Genomic DNA, 18,227 nt, shown 5'->3' with positions numbered 1-18,227 from the left:
TCACATTCGTCAGTTGTTTTTCCATCTCATTCTTTTGAAAACGAAACGTTCATAATCACCATATGAAGCATTTGGATATGTTATGATCAAATTTGTGAAAAATGTTTAGGAACGGTCAGTATGTTAAATGAATGAGGGGGACAGATGATGGATAATCAATATTTCGTAGGTTGGGGTACATTAGCATTAATCAATGCTGGATTGGCACAAGGGAAGAATAGGACGGGGTTAAATTGGTTCTTACTTTCTCTTATATTAGGTCCAATCGCCACACTAATTTTGTTATTTGTTGAAAAGAGATTGTAATATACCTTCAGCATCGAGAATTCGCCAATGAAGGTTAAAAATTTTTTACCTTGTAGTGATTCTATTGATTTCAACGAGAAATAAAACTACTATGTTTACGGGGAAATAAGTATAGAAATATGGTTGACGGATCGCCGTATGCGATGAAAGTCGCCTGTACGGTGAAGGCTCGTTATAAAGCATCTACATGTATAAGACGAGAATAGCATTTTAGTAGGGCTAGATAAAACTTCTGTAAGTGGAACAAGTGCTAATTCAGTTACATTTGAAGTAGGAGAAGACATTTATCTTTCTCATAGTCTAATTAAAATTATCGATGGATCTAATATGATTAGCCATTTTGATGATGACTCTCAAGATCTCATTACTTCTGCAATATGGAATGACACTGATAAATCTATCGTTGTTTTACTGGACAACAATGCAAGCATTGGACAAAAAATTACTTTTACAAAGGGCAATAAACAAAATTTATCTGGAAATAAAATGACTAGAGATATTATTGCAACATTCAACGGAGTTAATTGGGAATAAGAATGGACCTCACCTTATTAGGTGGGGTTTTTCTTTCATAAAATTTAAATGTCATACAGAAAAGGGGAGGTTGATGATCAAAATTCAATATAGTAAAGGTTAAAAATTCTTTACCTTCTGAAAATCCTATTGACCAGCATAAAAGCCATCTTTATTATGATAACGGGGAAATAAGTATAGAGATATGGTTGACGGATCGCCGTATGCGATGAAAGTCGCCTGTGCGGTGAAGGCTCGTTATAAAGCATCGACATGAATAAGACGAGAATAGCGTTACAGAGATTAAAAACTTTACAGCAGTGAATGGTACAGGAAATGATGTAATTATTTCTTGGGATTCTGAATTTCCTGCAGGTACTACATTCCGTTTAGGCTATAGGTACCTTACTGGATCAGGGCCGATCAATCAAAATGTTACTGTGGATGATTCACCTTACACTTGGACTGTTCCTAGTACAACAATTGATGGTTTAGCACTACATGGAAATGAATTGACATTAGAAATCTATGCTAAGGATAGTAATGGGAATTTTATACCGGGTTCTTTAAAAAGCTATACAATTACTTTTGATCCAAGTTAAATAAGTTTTTTAATGTCGCCTCACTATAATAATTAGGTGGGGCTCTATTTTACCTCAGTTAGGCAACCTTAGTTATGTTGTTTATGGTATTAAGAAAGCTGAGTGTGATCTAAAAGGTAAAGAGTTCTTTACCTTGTTGAAATTCTATTGAATATATTTAGAAATAAAACTACTATGTTTACGGGGAAGTAAGTATAGAAGTATTGTTGACGGATCGCCGTATGCGATGAAAGTCGCCTGTACGGTGAAGGCTCGTTATAAAGCATCTACATGTATAAGACGAGAATAGCGTGCCAGGTGCACCTTTAGTTACTTTGGGAACAACAAATAATAAAAATGGCTTCTCTATAGTATTTTCAGAAGAAGTCCATATGCAATTGGCAGGATGGTCTGGCTTAATGATACTAGAAGAATTTCGTCCTGATGAGACAGTTCCCTACAATAACTTTGATTTTAAAGTGGAGATCCATTCAATTACTGGTGAAATTAGCCTCCGATTTGGTGTTCAACAAAGTAATAGTACAATAAGCATGTATAAAGCCATTTACAATGAAGTTTCTGAAACATGGAGTTTGGTGGATATTACAGCTCCATAATTAATTTAGAGCTGATAGTAGGGTTGTTTCTTACAACAATAGTCTAAACGTTGCGGTGTAAACTCTTTTCAATCATCAAACAGTTCCTTCTTTGAGATGATATGTATCTATCTTGTTGGGTAATCTCCTTGGATCATTAGCGTGTAAAAAGCAGCTTGCATGCAAGCTGCTTTTACTTCAATAATTTCTATTGCGACAAAACCATGCTGAATTCCCTTACTAGAAACTAATTTTTATTTAATTTCTTTCCATAAAGACAAAGCGTTTATCCAATTTGGATCTCCATAGCCTTGATAGCTTTGAACCGCTTCATAATTCTTACCTTGATACTCTACCTTATCACCTTTTTTGTACGCCTTAAATGGACTCCATTGCTCATAAGAAGTACCTTGCTCTTTAGTTGTTACAGTTAAAAGGGAACTTTTAATAGATTCATTCCCCGCTACATCTACAGCAGTTACTGCATATATATAGGAAGTATTTGATTGAAGATTCATATCCATAAATGATGTGATTGTTGAAGTCCCAACAGCAGTCATTTGTTCTTTTGTTGACCCTCTATATATTACATAATGGTCAACGGCTACATTATCCTCTGAAGCACCCCACATTAAGTCAACACTTGAAGAAGTGATTCCCATCGTATGTAATGAAGTTGGTTGCGTAGGTGATTCTGTATCTGGAACAGCATTCAATGTTTCTACAACTAGAGATTCACTTACTGTAGATACATTCCCAGCTGCATCTACTGCCTTTACTGAGTAAGTATATGTTGTATTGGAATTTAAATTTTTATCTGTGAATGTTGTTCCTGGAATAGTTGCAACTACTTTGCCATCACGTAATACTTGATATTCTTTCACACCTACATTATCTGTAGAAGGATTCCATTTTAGCTCAGCACTAGTAGAAGTAACTTTTGTTGTATGTAATCCATTTGGCTGAGTTGGGGCTTCCGTATCTACATTGCCACCATTATTCACCAAGTTTACATCAATCACATTATAAAACGCATTTGAAGTGTCAGCGACATCCCAAACGGCTAGGATCACGTGATAGCCACTACGATCTGTTGGCACGTTAATGGTATGAGTTAAATTAGTCGATGCAGCAGTGCCATTATGTGCAACAGTTCCAATCGGATCAAGATCAGCGCGAGTTAATGGTTTATTAGGATTCCAATCACGTTTAGTAATATAATAATGCCATTTGCTTGTTAAATGTGGCGCAGTATACTTCCATGTAAACGTATTAGGCCCTCCCGTAATGGTATTCTTAAACCAACGATCTGTCGTTTGTTGATCAAGGATACCACCAAAAAGACCTCCTGCAGATGCAATTTTTCCATCCATTGGTCCACTTTGTGGAAATCCTTTAGGCGCCTCTAAACTCTGTGGTTCATACATTATGCTTCCACACATTAAGTTAAGTGCCCCATAATTTTGAGTACATAGGGCAGCACGGCTAGCTGGTTTTTCAACAAATCCATGTGCATATGCATTTGGAGCTGTCGAAATCCCTATGATTCCGGCTGCTAATAGGGCAGCACTCAGACCTTTTTTGCTTAATTTTGTGAATTTAGTGTTCATCATCCATCGTCTCCTTATTTTGAAATTGTATTGCGACTAGTATGATAGCAATAGATTAATAATTATTCAAACTACGGATAAATAATACAATAGTTTTATTTTACAAAAAAACATTTTTGTAAAAATGTAGGTATAAAGTTCTTGTTTAGTTGAAAATGTTATTTTAACAAGCTAATTTCTATTAAAAAAAGCTATAAATTCTAATAAAATATTTAAATTTGTCTATTTTAGTACTAATTGATATTATTTCGAAATATACAGCCGATTGGGCTTGTAAAGCTCATTAGAGATGTCAATAAAGGACAGGCTAAGTTTCGCTCCGTAGTAACAAACCAATAGCATCTTAAGAAGTGGAAGCGGTGGCGCAATCACCGCTAAAAGTTGTATTTGGACTATAAAGAAAACCCATTTAGAGGTTACAGGGAAGAAGCAGGTGGACTAGAAGTAGAGGAATTCAATCACTGGATAGATAATTCCTGAAAATAGTAAAAAAATATGGTATAAGTTTCGACCTCATTTTCGACGTCTTTTTATTTTGCTCTTTTTAGCATAGTTGATGGGTATACAATGACTGAGGTAGCTTTAGTGGCCATCTATCGAGATTTTATCAGATAGATGGCTTTTTTATTTACGGACCGTTATACCTTTCTTTACTACTAAACAAATTGCGACCAAGGTAGAGGAATGAGCTAAAGCGGAAATTATTTTGTAAAGTGCAGTACTAGCAACGATCAGGAGATAAAAGTTGCTCTTGCGAATGTAGGCTAATCCAAAATGTTTCTAGCATCAATAGGAGCTGCGGGTTTACTACACAGCATAAGCAAAGGAGTTGGTTTGTTTAAAACCTTTTATTTCATGGTTAAACTAATAAAAATCTAAATTGAGGTGAATGGGTTGGACATATCAAAAATGTATGAGGAGAAACATCATAAACACGAAAATCGTTTTCAGTATGGGCAACGTAATATGTGGACCGGTATATTATTTGGTTTTGGCGTAGTAGCATTTATAGACGAGGTAATTTTTCATCAATTATTACATTGGCATCATTTCTATGATAAATCTACAGCTAATATGGGATTAGTCTCTGATGGATTATTTCATGCCTTTAGTTTTTTTGCCACAATTGGTTCTGCTTTTTTACTGGCAGATCTTCATCGAAAACATGGATTTTGGTTAAAACGGTGGCTTGGAGGAATTTTTCTAGGTGCAGGAACATTTCAACTTTACGATGGTATTATCCAACATAAATTCATGAGGCTACATCAAATTCGATATGATGTTAATATTGTCCCCTATGATATTGTTTGGAATGTGCTAGCGGCTATTTTAATCGTAATTGGTGTAGTCTTATTATTTAAAACTAATCAATAAGGAGTTACCAGCTTTGCATACACATGAACCTCACATACAAAATTTTTCTATCATTGTACAGCTCATATTAGTTTTCCCGTTTTTGATTTCTTTCATTTCCTATCTCGTTGCAGTCATACTCTCAAATCAGCATAAAAAACAATGGCCTTCTGTTAGGACCTTATGTTGGATACTGGGGCATGTATGTGCCATGTTAACGTTAATCGGTCCATTAGCAGAGCTTGCACATGTAAATTTTTCAGCACATATGGTTGGCCATTTATTGCTTGGAATGCTAGCGCCACTGCTTATAGCGCTATCGGCACCTATTACCTTATTCTTAAGGGCTATCCCTGTGAAAAAGGCTCGTTTTATTTCACGTATACTACGTAACTCTTACTTCAGATTTGTGTCTAATCCTATCATAGCAACTATACTGAATGTAGGCGGTTTATGGCTGCTCTATACCACCCCTCTATTTAACATGATGCACGAAAGCTCGGTTTTGTATATGTTGATTCACATTCATATTTTTCTAGCAGGTTATTTATTTACTATTGCATTTATCTATATTGACCCAACTCCACATCAATTATCTTATGTTTTTCGTTCGATTGTTTTATTGATAGCTTTAACAGCTCATTCGATATTGTCCAAACATATTTATGCGTATCCTCCTAGTCATGTATCTACTGAGCAAGCAGAGCAAGGTGCTATGATTATGTACTACGGCGGAGATCTAATTGAAATTGCACTTGTTTATATCCTATTTTACCAGTGGTTTAAAAGGACAAGAAATACTGTTGTTGCAAGGACCAATAGCTCATTACCATAATTGGTAACGAGCTATTTTTAACTTAATTGAATAATGGTTAAGGAGCGATTGGCGTAACTAGCAATTGGAGAATCCGATGCGGCACTTGCTCCCACAATGTCTCCGGCCATTAACGAAGCCTGAACGGTGTAGGCTGAACTACCTCTATTGACCACATTAAAAACGGCTATGCCTTCTAAAAAAATAGGCTGCCCATTAACTGTAATACTAACAGTGAAAAATGGTTGACTAGGCTCAGGTTCTGCCGTTGCTTGAGCATTAACGGAAATCGTGATTTGATATACGCCATTGCTTTGAACGATTAATTCGTTGCCAGATGGGCTAACGCTAATGTTTGATAATGGACCAACTTCATGAAAAGTAACTGGCGTCGATCCAGGAGATAAAAGATCTAATGTATCTCCCCGTAAGGAACCATAACCTAAAACGCCTCTCTCAGGGGGAACCACAGGTACAATGGGGCCTGGAAGAGCTGTGATTTTAGGGAAATAGTTCGTTTCGCTTTGACAACATCCCTGATGTGTACGGTTACGTGACATTTCTAAAACCCTCCTATTTTATTTATTTAAAGAAGTATATGCCAATCTCTCAACAAGATTTGAATTAATACCCATACAATAGTAATTCTTAAGAGAAATAACGACAGAAGATACGTATGATGTATTTACCTATTTATCTGATAAAGATGTTGTTAAATTTATGGGTATTTCACCCTGTCAAAACATAGAAGACGTTGAAGAAGAAATTAAGTGGTATCAATCAATATATAAAGAAGCTACAGGGGTAAGATGGGGAATAACAATGAAAGATACTGCTACGGTTATAGGTAGCTGTGGTTTTCTCAATATGCTTACAAAACATTATCGAGCTGAAGTCGGATATGTATTAAGCAAGGTTTACTGGGGCAAGGGATTGCAAGTGAAGCATTAGAAGCAGTTGTTCACTATGGCTTTCAACATCTTCAGTTAGAAAGAATCCAGGCATTGATTGAACCAGCAAATATATCTTCGCAAAAGCTAGTAGAAAGACAGGGCTTTATAAAGGAAGGGTTGTTAAGACATTATGAATATACATGTGGAAAATTTGATGATTTATTGATGTCTATCCTGAAAAATGATAGGAGTAAATAACAATATGGTTTAGATGGTGCGTTGCCGTCGAAAACTTACGGAGTTTTGATGGTGATAGCTTTAACAAATACCCAGATGCTCAAAAGAGTACCTAGTTTAAAAACTTTAATTGCCAAAAACTTCGCCAACATTTTTGCGAATTAGGATTCTGTTATTTCTGCATTTTGTTTGAATGTACCATCTGGATAGCCACTTGCAATGCCCACTTAATTGCTTCATAAACGTAATGATTTTTATTTACATCTAAAAAATTCTCAACTACAGTGTTAAAAAATGTCCAGCAATCAATTAATTTTGAGCCAGGGCATTTTTTAATGAACATATGTTACCACTATCATTTTAGAAGATAACTACAATTTATCTACTTATTATAATGTCATTGTCCAATTTTCATCGGCTGATATATCAAAGAAATAAATTTAGCTATTGTAACTATCATTACAGCTCTGGTGAATTCTCCCTGAATTATGTATATTTGTGTATAAGGAGGGATTAGATGAAAAGAATTCTTCACCTAATAATCATTTCATTAGTTGGAATATATTTCTTTTATGGTTTGTCTAGCACATTTTTAAACACCAAAGGATATAATGGTGCGGACATTATAATTTCAGTTATTGTATCGGTACTTGTTGCTCTATTTGGGGGATTTTTAATTCTACTTTATGGAAGAACATATAGTACTGAAGCTATAAAAGCACGCAAACAAAGAGAAGCTAATAGAAAGAGAGAACAATTCGATGCAGAGAGTAAAGTACTTGGTTCAAGAGCTCGACAACAACTATTCAATGCAGATTTATGTATTAAAGTAAAACATACAGCTGGTTTACCAATTGCTGAAGGTGCTGAAATCTTTGTTTACAGATGCACAGATAAAGTCATTTTTGAGAGGGGTCAAGACACAATCGAGTTAGATATAAATAAAGTTACCGATATTCTAATAAAAACAGATGTTGAGATTCAAAAAAGTTGGGTAAGTAATGCTGGGGGAGCTATTGCGGGGGATAATGTTTTTGGTTCGTTAGGTGCTATAATTGGTGGACGGGCAAAAGAAAAAACGAGCACTGTCATAGAAAAGTATTTAATTTTTGCTTATGAAAAGAATGATGGACAAAAATATATATCTTTGGAAGTTACTAATGAACCTAATGCAAACTTATTTAATTCAAATTATTACAATCTCTCCAATAACGAAAGAAGATTTACGAGTCTTTAGAGTGCCAAAATTGGTGCTCTTTTTTGTATTGGAAATTAGCTTTGAATAGTATAGAAAAGAATTGTAAATGCGGCTACAGAACAACAAAGACCAAGACAGCTAAATGATATGCCGTCGTGGTCTTAATTATAAAAAATTTCTTCTATATGTATTGTAGGAAATAATTTATAGATATCTATATTTAATATTTCCTTTTTGTAATCAATCCAAATTCATAAATAGCTTCTAGCTTGCCATTATTAAATTCTAAACTTACCATAGAATTTTCTTCTACACCGTTTTTTCCTCTATAATTAAGTTTATTTTCATCTTTGTGCAATGCACCATATCCTACGATTTCTTTTACGGTATCTTCACTCATACCAATTTTGAGCTTTTGAAACATTTCCGGCGTAATGGTTGAAACTTGTTTTGTCGGTTTTTCCTCTTCTGAAAAAATCATTTCTATCGATTGCCCGATTATCAATAACCCTATTATACTAATCAAAATTAAGGCGATTTTTTTAGGCCATTTTGATGGAGCTACCTCTCTATAATAATAGGTTTTGTTTTCTGACTCTCTGACTTTTTCTGAATGATTATATTCTAAATAAGTTTCTTTTTCTATTATTGTGCACCACAATATTCACATACGTATATATCTATATTTTCTTTGTAGAATTTTTTATATGAATTTGCAGCTAAACAGTTAGGGCAATTTTTCATAAATCCCTCTCCTTAACTTTTGATGAGCCATTTACCATTTTAACCAATCTTATTACTTGCGTACATAACGAAAAAGTATAGATATTGACTAATTTTGCCTTCTAAATATACTAGTTTTTAAAATTAAAATAACTTAGAGAAGGTTTCTATAATAAAATATATAATCATCAGTGCTGTCGCAATTGCTAAAGCCTTACGTGAAGAATCACTTTTCTTTCCATCATTTTGGATTTCATTTTGTACTCTTACCGTCACTTCTTTCTGTGTTGTATCTTCAACAATCGTATTACACTATTCACATTTTTTTAATACTAAGCCATCTTTATATACTTTCTTTAACGGATTACTGGCTAAACAATTAGGACATTTATTCAACAAAATACACCTCTCAATCTCTTCTTCTAATTACTATTTTAGGAAAATTGGCATGAATTGTATAGTTGTAAATTGAGAATGGGTAATATCTAATCAAAAATAAGAAAGGCTATAAAATGGCATTTCTATAAAATTGCAATCAACAATTGGGCGCTTTTCCTAATAAGGAAAGCGTCTTTATTCATGGAAATGGTCAGATTCCGGAATAAGATTCCTACCAGGATCTGTATAAAGGAAGGTGAAATTATAAACTTTGAAGAACTATGTAGAAAGGGGGTATTTCAAAATGTTTATCGTAAATGTTGAAGGTGCAGTAAGAAAAGATGATAAGTGGCTTATTATTGAAAGAAGTAAAAAAGAGGAACACGCTGGTGGTCTATTTTCTCTAGTAGGAGGTAAGGTAGAGAATGAAGGAAATTCGTTGTACATATTAGAGAGAACAGTGAAGCGAGAAATTTTAGAAGAAGTCGGAGTGAATGTAAAGGACACGCTAAATTATATACATAGCACATCTTTCGTAACCGATAAAGGTGAACATGTAGTGGATATTGTATTTCTTTGTGAATATGAAACAGGGGAAGCATTTCCTAAAAGTACTGATGAAGTAGAAAAGATATTATGGTTAACTACTGAGGAAGTATTAAGTCATCCCAATTCACCAATTTATTTAAAGAAAAGCATTAAACAAGCGGAGACATTGATTGAATTCAATCTTAAATAAATGCTTTTACTTATAAAAATAAATGTAGGGTGTCTAATCGAAAAGCGATTTTTAACAATCGAGCACAATTCTGAAAAAAATAAGGCCATGATTATAAGAAGGTATTGTACCTACTTTCATAAACAGTTAATTTTTATCATGTATCATATTGAACTGAATCATAAGATGTGTTTCGTAGAGCAATTTATTTTAGCTAAAATATATCCTTCTATATCAATGTTTTTATGTTAATCATAATTTTTAAAAGAAAGGTGACTTTTATAGTCACCTTTTCACTCGTATATAGAAATTTACTTATTGAATATTTGCTCATAACGGTGGAAGAAAGCCACTGCGTGCGCTCTTGTTAGAGAATCATTTGGTTTAAACTCTGCATCCGTTTTAGTAGTTGTTAAGTCGAATTCACGTAGAAACAGGATGGCTTCTGGCTGAGATACTGTTTTTCCATCATGCATAGATGCTAGGATACGAGCAAAATTACCACGTGTGATGTCTTTGACTGCATACACCTGTTTAGACGCTGATTTACCACCAAGCGTTGGTAGAGCGTACTTACTTGCAAGTTGATAGTTTACATCTGCACTCCATGAAGAACTAGGTTTTGTGGAAGCTAATTCATCAGACTTAAAGTAACGGAAAAGTACAGATAACATCTGATTTTCTGTTAAATTTGTGTTTGGTTTCAGTAAGTTTTCGTATTTCTTTGTTGTAGGGTTGTATACGTTTTGATATCCGCTGATAAGCCCTTTGTTTACTGCCCATTGAAAATCCTCTGCCCAGTACTGGTCTGCCTTGTAATCAGCGAACTTTGATACTTCTATACTACCTACTGGAGTTGTAGGTGTTGGCGTTGAAGCTGAGTAGTTTAAATAACTTGATGCTACATACCCCTCTGTCCCGTCATTTCTTTTCACAGGATACCAAACAAAATGGTTTTTCTTCGTTGATACTGATTCATATTCAAAAGGGCCCGTAATGGTAACAATTTCGCCTTTACGTAAAGTACTCATAGAAGGACTATCCGTAGTAGGTCTTGTCCTAACTGTTACATTAGTTGTTGCACTAACTTTTTGATTTGTTTTAAAAAAGTACTTTGATTTTGTTAATGGTAAATCAAAATCATAGTGCATAGCTGAAAATTTAATATTTTCCCTGCTGTTAGAGTCATATTGAAAATGTTCGCGTGTAAAAGGCAGCTCTGTTAAGTCTGTTAATTCCAATTTCTCGATAATTTGGAGAATTCTTTCTTGATAGGCATTTGCATTTCTATCACCAGTTGCTTGGACAAATGGACTATTTACTGGCTTAGTACCGTTATAAGCCATAATAGCGAAGTACCAATGTTCCAATACATCTCTTTCCCCACTGTTGATGCTAGGCAAATCCTTTCGCTTAAACATATCAACTAGAGTCTCTACACCAGCTCGAATATTATAGACAATATCGCTTTTTAGTCTATCTTGATTGTAGCCAGCTTGATTTGTAATTTGCATAATGCCAATTCCATTATCAGCTGTCACAATCGCTTCACCATTAATATCGAAATGACGCCAATTTCCACTTTCACCTTCCGCTATTGCCTTCACGATTTCAGGAGGAACATTATAACTAAGTGCTGTTTCGGTTAACAAACAGTTCATTGTGGAATAATCAGGGTTGACCTTCGATGCCGAATCATACTTACATGTATTTGCAATATCATTAGCTAATACATTTTTATCTATATTTATAGTTAGAGAGAGGGCACCAATGACAATAACACTAATCAAGGGTTTCAATATCTTTTTCATATCTGGTTATTACACTTCCTTTCTTATTTTCTAAAGTTAAAAGATTCAGATATATGTTATCATAAACCCAATATTTGGGATATAGGTAATTTTCAATGTTTCTTTCATTTAACAGGGTTGAGTGATAAATTATAGTCCTAACATATATTGATTCGGTGAAAGGGTGTAAAGAAAACTGTTTACTATGTTGGTGGGCAAACAATTAAGTAACGGTAAGTATCAACCACTCGCAATTGTAGAATTTGGATTCAAACGAGAGGAAAAAACTGCATTCACGGAAATATCTCAACGAATCGATACCAAGGTTGAGCGAGATGTTATGGATAGAACCAAGATTGCACTGCAAAGTTCAATATCTTGAAAAGACAAGTACAGGATGGATCTTTACGAATCACTTTATTTAAAGGATTTAATTCTGATAAAGATTCCGAAGCAATAACTAATAACCAGGAACTCGAATGTGATATGCTCTCTATTAGGTAGACAGATGAAAAAATAAAATCTGTTTATCTAAGGGGAGTATTTTTTATGGGGCGAAGCAAACATCCACTCGAGTTGAAACTATATATCCTTCAATTGTTCGAAGAAGGTCACTATTCTATCAATGAATTGTGTGAAAGGTTTTCAATAGATCATCAAACTTTTCATAGATGGAAAATGAAATTTGAGGCAGGTGGACGTGAAGGATTACAAGAAGCTACTTCATGTAAGTTCTATTCAAAAGAGTTAAAATTAGCGGCTGTGGAGGACTACATTCAACGAAATTATTCACAGATGGAGGTGTTGGCGAAATACCAGATTAGCAGTACCTCCGTTTTAAAAAGCTGGGTAAAAAAGTATACTAGTCATAGTGAAATAAAAGATTCAGGTAAAGGAATGAGTCAAGCTATGACAGAAGGAAGAAAGACAACTTTTGAAGAACGTATTGAGATTGTCGAGTACTGTTTGAAGCACCAGAAAAATTATCAGTTGGCAGCGCACACCTATGGTGTTTCGTATCAACAGGTATATCAATGGACGAAGAAATTTGAAACGAACGGTGAAGAGGGATTACGTGATCGTCGTGGTCGCACAAAAGATGAAGTCGTATTAACCGTTGAGGAGAAATTGAAATTAGAGATTCAACGTATTGAACGTGAAAATGAACGTTTACGTGCAGAAAATTTATTTTTAAAAAAATTAGAGGAAATCGAAAGGAGGCATCGTTAAGCCAAATGCGTCTACAGCAACGCTATTTAGCGATTCAAGAATTACATCGAGAGGAAAAACTTTCGATTCTTTTACTATGTGAAATAGCTGATGTTTCGCGTGCGGCTTACTATAAGTGGCTAAGTCGCAAGCCTTCTAACAGAGAAGTTGAAAATGAAGCAATTTTAAAGGACATTCATCTCCTTCACCAACAAGTAGATGGTATTTACGGCTATCGTCGTACAACGTTGACAATCAATCGTCAGCGAAAAGAAAATAATCAAACGATGGTGAACGAAAAGCGTATTTATCGTTTAATGCAGATTAGTGGATTGAAGTCTGTTATTCGTAGAAAGCGCAAGCCTTATCGTAAATCCCCAGCACATCATGTGGCGGAGAACGTATTAAATAGAGCATTTACATCGAAAAAGCCCAATGAAAAATGGTGTACAGATGTCACAGAGTTTAAGTATGGAAATGGGAAAAAAGCTTATTTAAGTGCAATTATCGATTTATATGATGGTTCAATTGTGAGTTATGAGTTCGGTCATTCGAATAATAATTCCCTTGTTTTCAAAACAATCAAATCAGCTATTCAATCATTACAATCAGGCGAACAGCCATTAATACATAGTGATCGAGGTTTTCAATATACATCAAAGGAATTTAAGCGAATTGTGGAAACTGCCAATATGACACAGAGTATGTCCCGTATTGGTCGATGTATTGATAACGGACCAATTGAATCATTTTGGGGCACATTGAAGTGTGAGAAATATTATTTACATAAGTACGATTCATATGAAGAGTTAAAACTAGCGATTGATGATTATATTCATTTTTATAATTACTATCGTTATCAGAAAAGATTAAGCGGCTTGAGTTCGTTAGAATTCAGGACTCAAGCCGCTTAATACATTTTTTACTATTTCCACTGCCTACTTGACGGGGTGCAGTTCAAATTGCTTTCTTGGTCTATATTTATTTTTATTCTTCTACATTATTTTCAATTAACTGATACGCCTGTAAAAGTTAAGGAATCAGGATCCCTGATAACCATTGAAACAAAAACATCCCCTTTTTTATATTTAACTGCATGGTATGCAATTCCGTCTAATTCGGAATCTCCTTCCTTTTTAATTTTCCACCCATTCTTCATTATAATAAGTTTATAATCGATTGGGATTCTTTTACCAGAAACTCTATCCCATGTTATTATATATGAACTTACTGAACCAATTTTGCTTTTAGATTTTATTTCCACATCTTTTGGTACTGGAAAACCATATAAGAATTCCTCTTTTTCATATCTTGAGTCTATAATATTGGTATATATATAAAATATTCCCACAGCTACTACTAAAGCAAGAGCAACGACTATTGCTATTTTTTTCATCAAAATGAACATTCCAAACGAGAGACAATCTGTTTCGTTTGGGGCTTTGTTTTGGACTTCGTTCCGTATTCTCTCTGACACTTCTCTTGATTTTCTCGTTGTTGAAGTATCTTCAAAAATCGTATTACAATATTCACATTTAACAAATACTAAACCATCTTTATTTACTTTTTGAAAAGGGTTATTGGCTAAACAATTAGGACAATTATTCATTTTTATTCACCTCAATATATCTAACTACTATTTACCATTTTAGGAAACTTCATTATGCCTGTACATAAAAAAGTACAGGTACTTAAATATTTGTGCCTGGGTTTTTTTCATTCTTTTACCAGAAAGACCAAGATAACTACCCTTGTTCATATAACAAATTTTTATTTTATAATTTAATAAAGTTTAGATATAGTATCAATAATAAAATAAAGGATCATAAGTCCTATCCCAATTGTTAGAGCCTTACCTGAAGATTTTTCTTTTTGCACATCATTTTGGACTTCGTTTCGTACTCTCTCAGTCACTTCTTCCGTTTTTCTCGTTGTAGTATCTTCAAAGATTGTATTACAATATTCACATTTTACAAATACTAAACCATCTCTATACACTTTCTTAAAAGGATTATTAGCTAAACAATTAGGACAATTATTCATAAATTTCCACCTCAATATATCTAACTACTATTTACCATTTTAGGTAATTAGATATGGTTTGTACATATAAATCTATTGTAAATTAACTGGAAGTGTTTTAACTTTCTTTGTAGAAATATGAGTAAAGGGGTGTAGATTATGAATTATGAAATAATATTATCGGTACGATTCTTATTCATACGTAAGCCTGATAATGTACCAATTATAGGTTTATCACGCTTACATCTAACACACGAAGAACATGAAGCACTAACAGATGATGTGGCTCTAAACCTTTTAAAGGGACAGGGTTACAACGTAATCAGAATGGTCCACAGAGATGAGAATATTATAGCTGTCAATCTCAAAGAAAGATTTTAAAGGTTATCAAATGGGATAGCCTTTTTTATTTCCAGAAATTTTATCTTGCCAAAAATCAAACGTATATTTGTATATATACAAATATAGACCTGTTGCATGTGTAGAGTTTGGTTTTAAACCAAATGAAAAAGCAGCATTCAGAGAAACTGCTAAACAAATCGTTGCCAAAGTAGAACGAGATATGATGTGGTTGGAACCTAGATTGTGCTGCAAAGTTCAATATTTAGAAAAAACAACATCAGGCTCATTAAGAATCGTATCGTTTAAAGGTTTCGATTACGATAAAGTTCCAGAAGCAATAAACTAATAACCAGACGCTCAAATGAGAACCTGGTGTTTTTTTGTAGGTGCTGTATTGTAACTGCTCGTGCATATTTATGTAATTTTTCATAAAGTGGTACTGGTACCCCAGATAGTACCTTAGATAGTACCCCACTTAAAAGTGATTATTTGAGTCTGTATGAAATTAAATTTCTTATTAGAAAAATCCACACTTATTTTTAATACCAAGAAAAGCACCCCTCTATTTTTCACAGTTAGCATTAACTTAGAGCAAAAACCCCACCAAACCAATACTTTTACGCTATAATGTAGGACGAGGTGAAGAAAATGTTTGTAAGTGAAAAACAGATTGAGATTCGATATGCGGAGACAGACCAAATGGGCGTTGTCTACCATGCGAACTACATCATTTGGATGGAAATTGGGCGTACGCAGCTTGTCAGTGATGCGGGCTTTAAGTATGCGGCGTTAGAAGAAGATGGTTATGTGTCGCCGGTTATGGATTTATCGATTTCCTATAAGGCTGCGATGCATTATGGGCAGGTGGCAACGGTTCGCACTTGGGTGGAAAAGCATGACCGTTTACGAACAACTTATGGCTATGAAATTTTACATGAGGATGGTACGGTGGCGGCCACTGCACAGTCTGTACATATTTTAGCTCATAAGGATACATTGCGTCCGGTGTCGTTAAGTAAAGTGGATCCTGCTTGGGATGCAAAATATAAAGAAATTGCCGTTGTGGCAAAATAGGAGAGCCATAGATGGAAATGTTTTTAGCGTTAGGCGCGGTTTTGGCCTGTCTTGGTGTTATTTTAGGTGCTTTTGGGGCGCATGCTCTTAAGGACAAATTTGCATCGCCTCATTATGCAGCTATTTGGGAAACAGCTGTGCAATATCAGATGTATCATGCATTAGCGATTATCGGGTTAGGTATTCTTTCGAATGAGGCACTTTTAGGAAGTTCTAGCCTGCTTTCATGGGCAGGATATTTAATGTTTGCAGGGATTGTTTTCTTCTCTGGTAGCCTGTATGTCCTTGCAGTGACAGGTGTGAAAAAACTTGGGGCGATTACACCTATAGGCGGAATGCTATTTATTGTCGCTTGGGTACTTGTAGCGATTGCGGCATTCTCATAAAAGAAAACGAGACAGTTCTCCTAAGAGCTGCTCGTTTTTTTATGGCTTGAATCAAGAAAAGTGAAACAATTTGGCTGATTATGCGTATTACATATTGTTTATAGATGATAAAATAAGCTAAACATCAATGTGAAGGTGGGAAATTAAATGGGATTATTAAAAGCGGGAGTTGGCGCATTATCTGGCGTTTTAGAGGATCAATGGCGTGAATATTTCTATTGTGAGTCATTATCGGCAGATGTGCTGGTGACTAAAGGTGTGAAGCGCACGTCCAAACGTGGGTCGAATAAAGGCAATGACAATATTATTAGTAATGGTTCTATTATTGCGATAAATGAAGGGCAATGCATGATGATCGTTGAGCAGGGGAAGGTCGTAGAGTTTTCTTCAGAATCAGGCGAGTATGTTTATGATACGTCAACTGAACCCTCTATTATGTATGGCTCAGACCTGTCTCAGGGAATTATGGAGACTTTCAAGCAAATTGGCAAACGTTTTACATTTGGCGGAGAGCCTGCAAAAGATCAGCGAGTGTATTATTTTAATAAGAAAGAAATTGTAGGTAATAAATATGGAACACCTGCACCTGTCCCTTTCCGTGTAATTGACCGCAATATTGGGCTAGATATTGATATTGCCATTCGCTGTCATGGGGAATATTCTTATAAAATTATAGACCCACTACTATTCTATACAAATGTTTGTGGCAATGTAGAGCGTGAATATACGCGGGACTCTATTGATAGCCAGTTAAAATCAGAATTAATGACAGCGCTACAACCGGCGTTTGCACATATTTCAGCAAGTGGCGTTCGCTATAGTGAGGTACCTGCCCATACAGTTGCATTAGCAGATGCTCTTAACAAAGTATTATCAGAGAAATGGCTTGCGACACGAGGATTAGCGGTGGTGTCATTTGGCATTAGTACACTAAAAGCGTCTGAAGAAGATGAGGCAATGATTAAACAATTACAGCGCAATGCTGTGATGCGTGATCCTGGAATGGCTGCGGCTCATTTAACAGGGGCACAGGCAGATGCGATGATAGCGGCTGCCAACAATGATGCGGGTGCAATGTCAGGGTTTATGGGCATGAATATGGCAGCACAAGCTGGTGGCGTTAATGCAAGTCAGCTTTATCAACTGAATGAACAAAATAAGCAGGCTCAAATGGCTCAAGCGGCTTTGCAAAATCAAACAGCAAATGAAGCAAATGCATGGACATGTACATGTGGTCATGAAAATACTGGGAAATTTTGTTCGAATTGTGGAATGGCAAAACCTGCTGAAGAAGGTTGGTCATGTGCATGTGGAGCGATAAATAAAGGAAAGTTCTGTAGTGAATGTGGGACAAAAAAGCCTACAGGAGCGTTAGTCTATGCATGCGATAAATGCGGATGGGCGCCAGAGGACCCTACTAATCCGCCAAAATTCTGCCCTGAATGTGGCGATGTGTTTGATGAAAATGACGTGAAGTAAGGAGA

At 35.2% G+C, this 18,227-nt stretch carries 20 protein-coding genes and 1 pseudogene; 15 read left to right on the top strand and 6 right to left on the bottom strand.

Annotated elements, in window-relative coordinates:
- Positions 1 to 147 precede the first annotated feature (147 nt).
- From AC07YC_RS05345 to AC07YC_RS05330, 4 genes are all read left to right on the top strand, one after another.
- Positions 148 to 306 (top strand): hypothetical protein, encoded by a 159-nt coding sequence (locus AC07YC_RS05345; protein ID WP_494918631.1) that lies wholly within the window; start codon positions 148 to 150, stop codon positions 304 to 306.
- A gap of 327 nt (positions 307 to 633) precedes the next feature.
- The gene (locus AC07YC_RS05340; RefSeq protein ID WP_089987253.1) at positions 634 to 840 is read left to right on the top strand and encodes a hypothetical protein; all 207 of its coding nucleotides are present in this window, start codon (positions 634 to 636) and stop codon (positions 838 to 840) included.
- A 299-nt stretch (positions 841 to 1,139) separates the two neighbouring features.
- Positions 1,140 to 1,421 (top strand): hypothetical protein, encoded by a 282-nt coding sequence (locus AC07YC_RS05335; RefSeq protein ID WP_036126410.1) that lies wholly within the window; start codon positions 1,140 to 1,142, stop codon positions 1,419 to 1,421.
- Between the two features lie 314 nt (positions 1,422 to 1,735).
- Complete coding sequence (locus AC07YC_RS05330) at positions 1,736 to 2,017, top strand: hypothetical protein (RefSeq protein ID WP_494918630.1); 282 nt, start codon at positions 1,736 to 1,738, stop codon at positions 2,015 to 2,017.
- A 233-nt stretch (positions 2,018 to 2,250) separates the two neighbouring features.
- Here AC07YC_RS05330 and AC07YC_RS05325 read toward each other — a convergent pair whose 3' ends face one another.
- Complete coding sequence (locus tag AC07YC_RS05325; protein ID WP_494918696.1) at positions 2,251 to 3,606, bottom strand: lytic polysaccharide monooxygenase; 1,356 nt, start codon at positions 3,604 to 3,606, stop codon at positions 2,251 to 2,253.
- A 909-nt stretch (positions 3,607 to 4,515) separates the two neighbouring features.
- Here AC07YC_RS05325 and AC07YC_RS05320 point away from each other — a divergent pair.
- A complete protein-coding gene (locus AC07YC_RS05320) occupies positions 4,516 to 4,980 on the top strand; it encodes a DUF2243 domain-containing protein (protein ID WP_494918629.1) in 465 nt (154 codons plus the stop codon).
- A gap of 13 nt (positions 4,981 to 4,993) precedes the next feature.
- A complete protein-coding gene (locus AC07YC_RS05315) occupies positions 4,994 to 5,794 on the top strand; it encodes a cytochrome c oxidase assembly protein (protein WP_494918627.1) in 801 nt (266 codons plus the stop codon).
- Between the two features lie 17 nt (positions 5,795 to 5,811).
- Here AC07YC_RS05315 and AC07YC_RS05310 read toward each other — a convergent pair whose 3' ends face one another.
- Positions 5,812 to 6,333: a hypothetical protein gene (locus tag AC07YC_RS05310; protein ID WP_336636713.1), complete on the bottom strand. Its 522-nt coding sequence runs from the start codon at positions 6,331 to 6,333 to the stop codon at positions 5,812 to 5,814.
- A gap of 97 nt (positions 6,334 to 6,430) precedes the next feature.
- On the opposite strand from AC07YC_RS05310, the pseudogene AC07YC_RS05305 reads away from it, so the two are divergent.
- Positions 6,431 to 6,924, top strand: a pseudogene (locus tag AC07YC_RS05305) (GNAT family N-acetyltransferase).
- A 496-nt stretch (positions 6,925 to 7,420) separates the two neighbouring features.
- Positions 7,421 to 8,140, top strand: a complete 720-nt coding sequence (locus AC07YC_RS05300) for a hypothetical protein (protein WP_494918626.1) — start codon at positions 7,421 to 7,423, stop codon at positions 8,138 to 8,140.
- 181 nt (positions 8,141 to 8,321) lie between these two features.
- On the opposite strand, the gene AC07YC_RS05295 is transcribed toward AC07YC_RS05300, so the two are convergent.
- Positions 8,322 to 8,762, bottom strand: a complete 441-nt coding sequence (locus tag AC07YC_RS05295; protein ID WP_494918625.1) for a hypothetical protein — start codon at positions 8,760 to 8,762, stop codon at positions 8,322 to 8,324.
- 744 nt (positions 8,763 to 9,506) lie between these two features.
- On the opposite strand from AC07YC_RS05295, the gene AC07YC_RS05290 reads away from it, so the two are divergent.
- Positions 9,507 to 9,941 (top strand): NUDIX hydrolase, encoded by a 435-nt coding sequence (locus tag AC07YC_RS05290; protein ID WP_494918624.1) that lies wholly within the window; start codon positions 9,507 to 9,509, stop codon positions 9,939 to 9,941.
- 290 nt (positions 9,942 to 10,231) lie between these two features.
- Here the strand turns inward: AC07YC_RS05290 and AC07YC_RS05285 are convergent, their stop codons facing one another.
- Positions 10,232 to 11,731: an SH3 domain-containing protein gene (locus AC07YC_RS05285; RefSeq protein ID WP_494918622.1), complete on the bottom strand. Its 1,500-nt coding sequence runs from the start codon at positions 11,729 to 11,731 to the stop codon at positions 10,232 to 10,234.
- Positions 11,732 to 12,259: 528 nt separating this feature from the next.
- Between AC07YC_RS05285 and AC07YC_RS05280 the strand changes: the two genes are divergently transcribed.
- Positions 12,260 to 13,833, top strand: a protein-coding gene (locus AC07YC_RS05280; protein WP_494918621.1) for an IS3 family transposase whose coding sequence is annotated in 2 segments (ribosomal slippage) — positions 12,260 to 12,911 and positions 12,911 to 13,833 — 1,575 coding nt in all. Because the reading frame shifts where the segments join, the coding sequence is not laid out codon by codon here.
- A 92-nt stretch (positions 13,834 to 13,925) separates the two neighbouring features.
- Here the strand turns inward: AC07YC_RS05280 and AC07YC_RS05275 are convergent.
- Together AC07YC_RS05275 and AC07YC_RS05270 are read right to left on the bottom strand one after the other, a co-directional pair.
- Positions 13,926 to 14,528, bottom strand: coding sequence for a hypothetical protein (locus AC07YC_RS05275; RefSeq protein WP_494918619.1), 603 nt, complete (start codon positions 14,526 to 14,528; stop codon positions 13,926 to 13,928).
- A 173-nt stretch (positions 14,529 to 14,701) separates the two neighbouring features.
- The gene (locus AC07YC_RS05270) at positions 14,702 to 14,962 is read right to left on the bottom strand and encodes a hypothetical protein (RefSeq protein WP_494918618.1); all 261 of its coding nucleotides are present in this window, start codon (positions 14,960 to 14,962) and stop codon (positions 14,702 to 14,704) included.
- Positions 14,963 to 15,100: 138 nt separating this feature from the next.
- Here AC07YC_RS05270 and AC07YC_RS05265 point away from each other — a divergent pair, with 138 nt between their 5' ends.
- The 5 genes from AC07YC_RS05265 (at position 15,101) to AC07YC_RS05245 (ending at position 18,222) form a co-directional block, all read left to right on the top strand.
- Entirely contained in the window at positions 15,101 to 15,322 is a 222-nt protein-coding gene (locus tag AC07YC_RS05265; RefSeq protein WP_336636722.1) for a hypothetical protein, read from the top strand.
- Positions 15,323 to 15,389: 67 nt separating this feature from the next.
- Positions 15,390 to 15,629 carry a hypothetical protein gene (locus AC07YC_RS05260; RefSeq protein ID WP_494918616.1) on the top strand — a complete coding sequence of 80 codons (240 nt, stop codon included), beginning with the start codon at positions 15,390 to 15,392 and terminating at the stop codon, positions 15,627 to 15,629.
- A gap of 302 nt (positions 15,630 to 15,931) precedes the next feature.
- On the top strand, positions 15,932 to 16,357 hold the full coding sequence (locus tag AC07YC_RS05255) for an acyl-CoA thioesterase (protein WP_036126381.1): 426 nt from the start codon (positions 15,932 to 15,934) through the stop codon (positions 16,355 to 16,357).
- Between the two features lie 11 nt (positions 16,358 to 16,368).
- Positions 16,369 to 16,743 (top strand): DUF423 domain-containing protein, encoded by a 375-nt coding sequence (locus AC07YC_RS05250; RefSeq protein ID WP_494918615.1) that lies wholly within the window; start codon positions 16,369 to 16,371, stop codon positions 16,741 to 16,743.
- Between the two features lie 147 nt (positions 16,744 to 16,890).
- Positions 16,891 to 18,222, top strand: a complete 1,332-nt coding sequence (locus AC07YC_RS05245) for an SPFH domain-containing protein (protein WP_494918614.1) — start codon at positions 16,891 to 16,893, stop codon at positions 18,220 to 18,222.
- Positions 18,223 to 18,227: the final 5 nt, after the last annotated feature.

Source organism: Lysinibacillus sp. GW247-5R2A (genome assembly GCF_059424475.1).
This window is presented reverse-complemented; position numbering and strand designations above follow the sequence as displayed.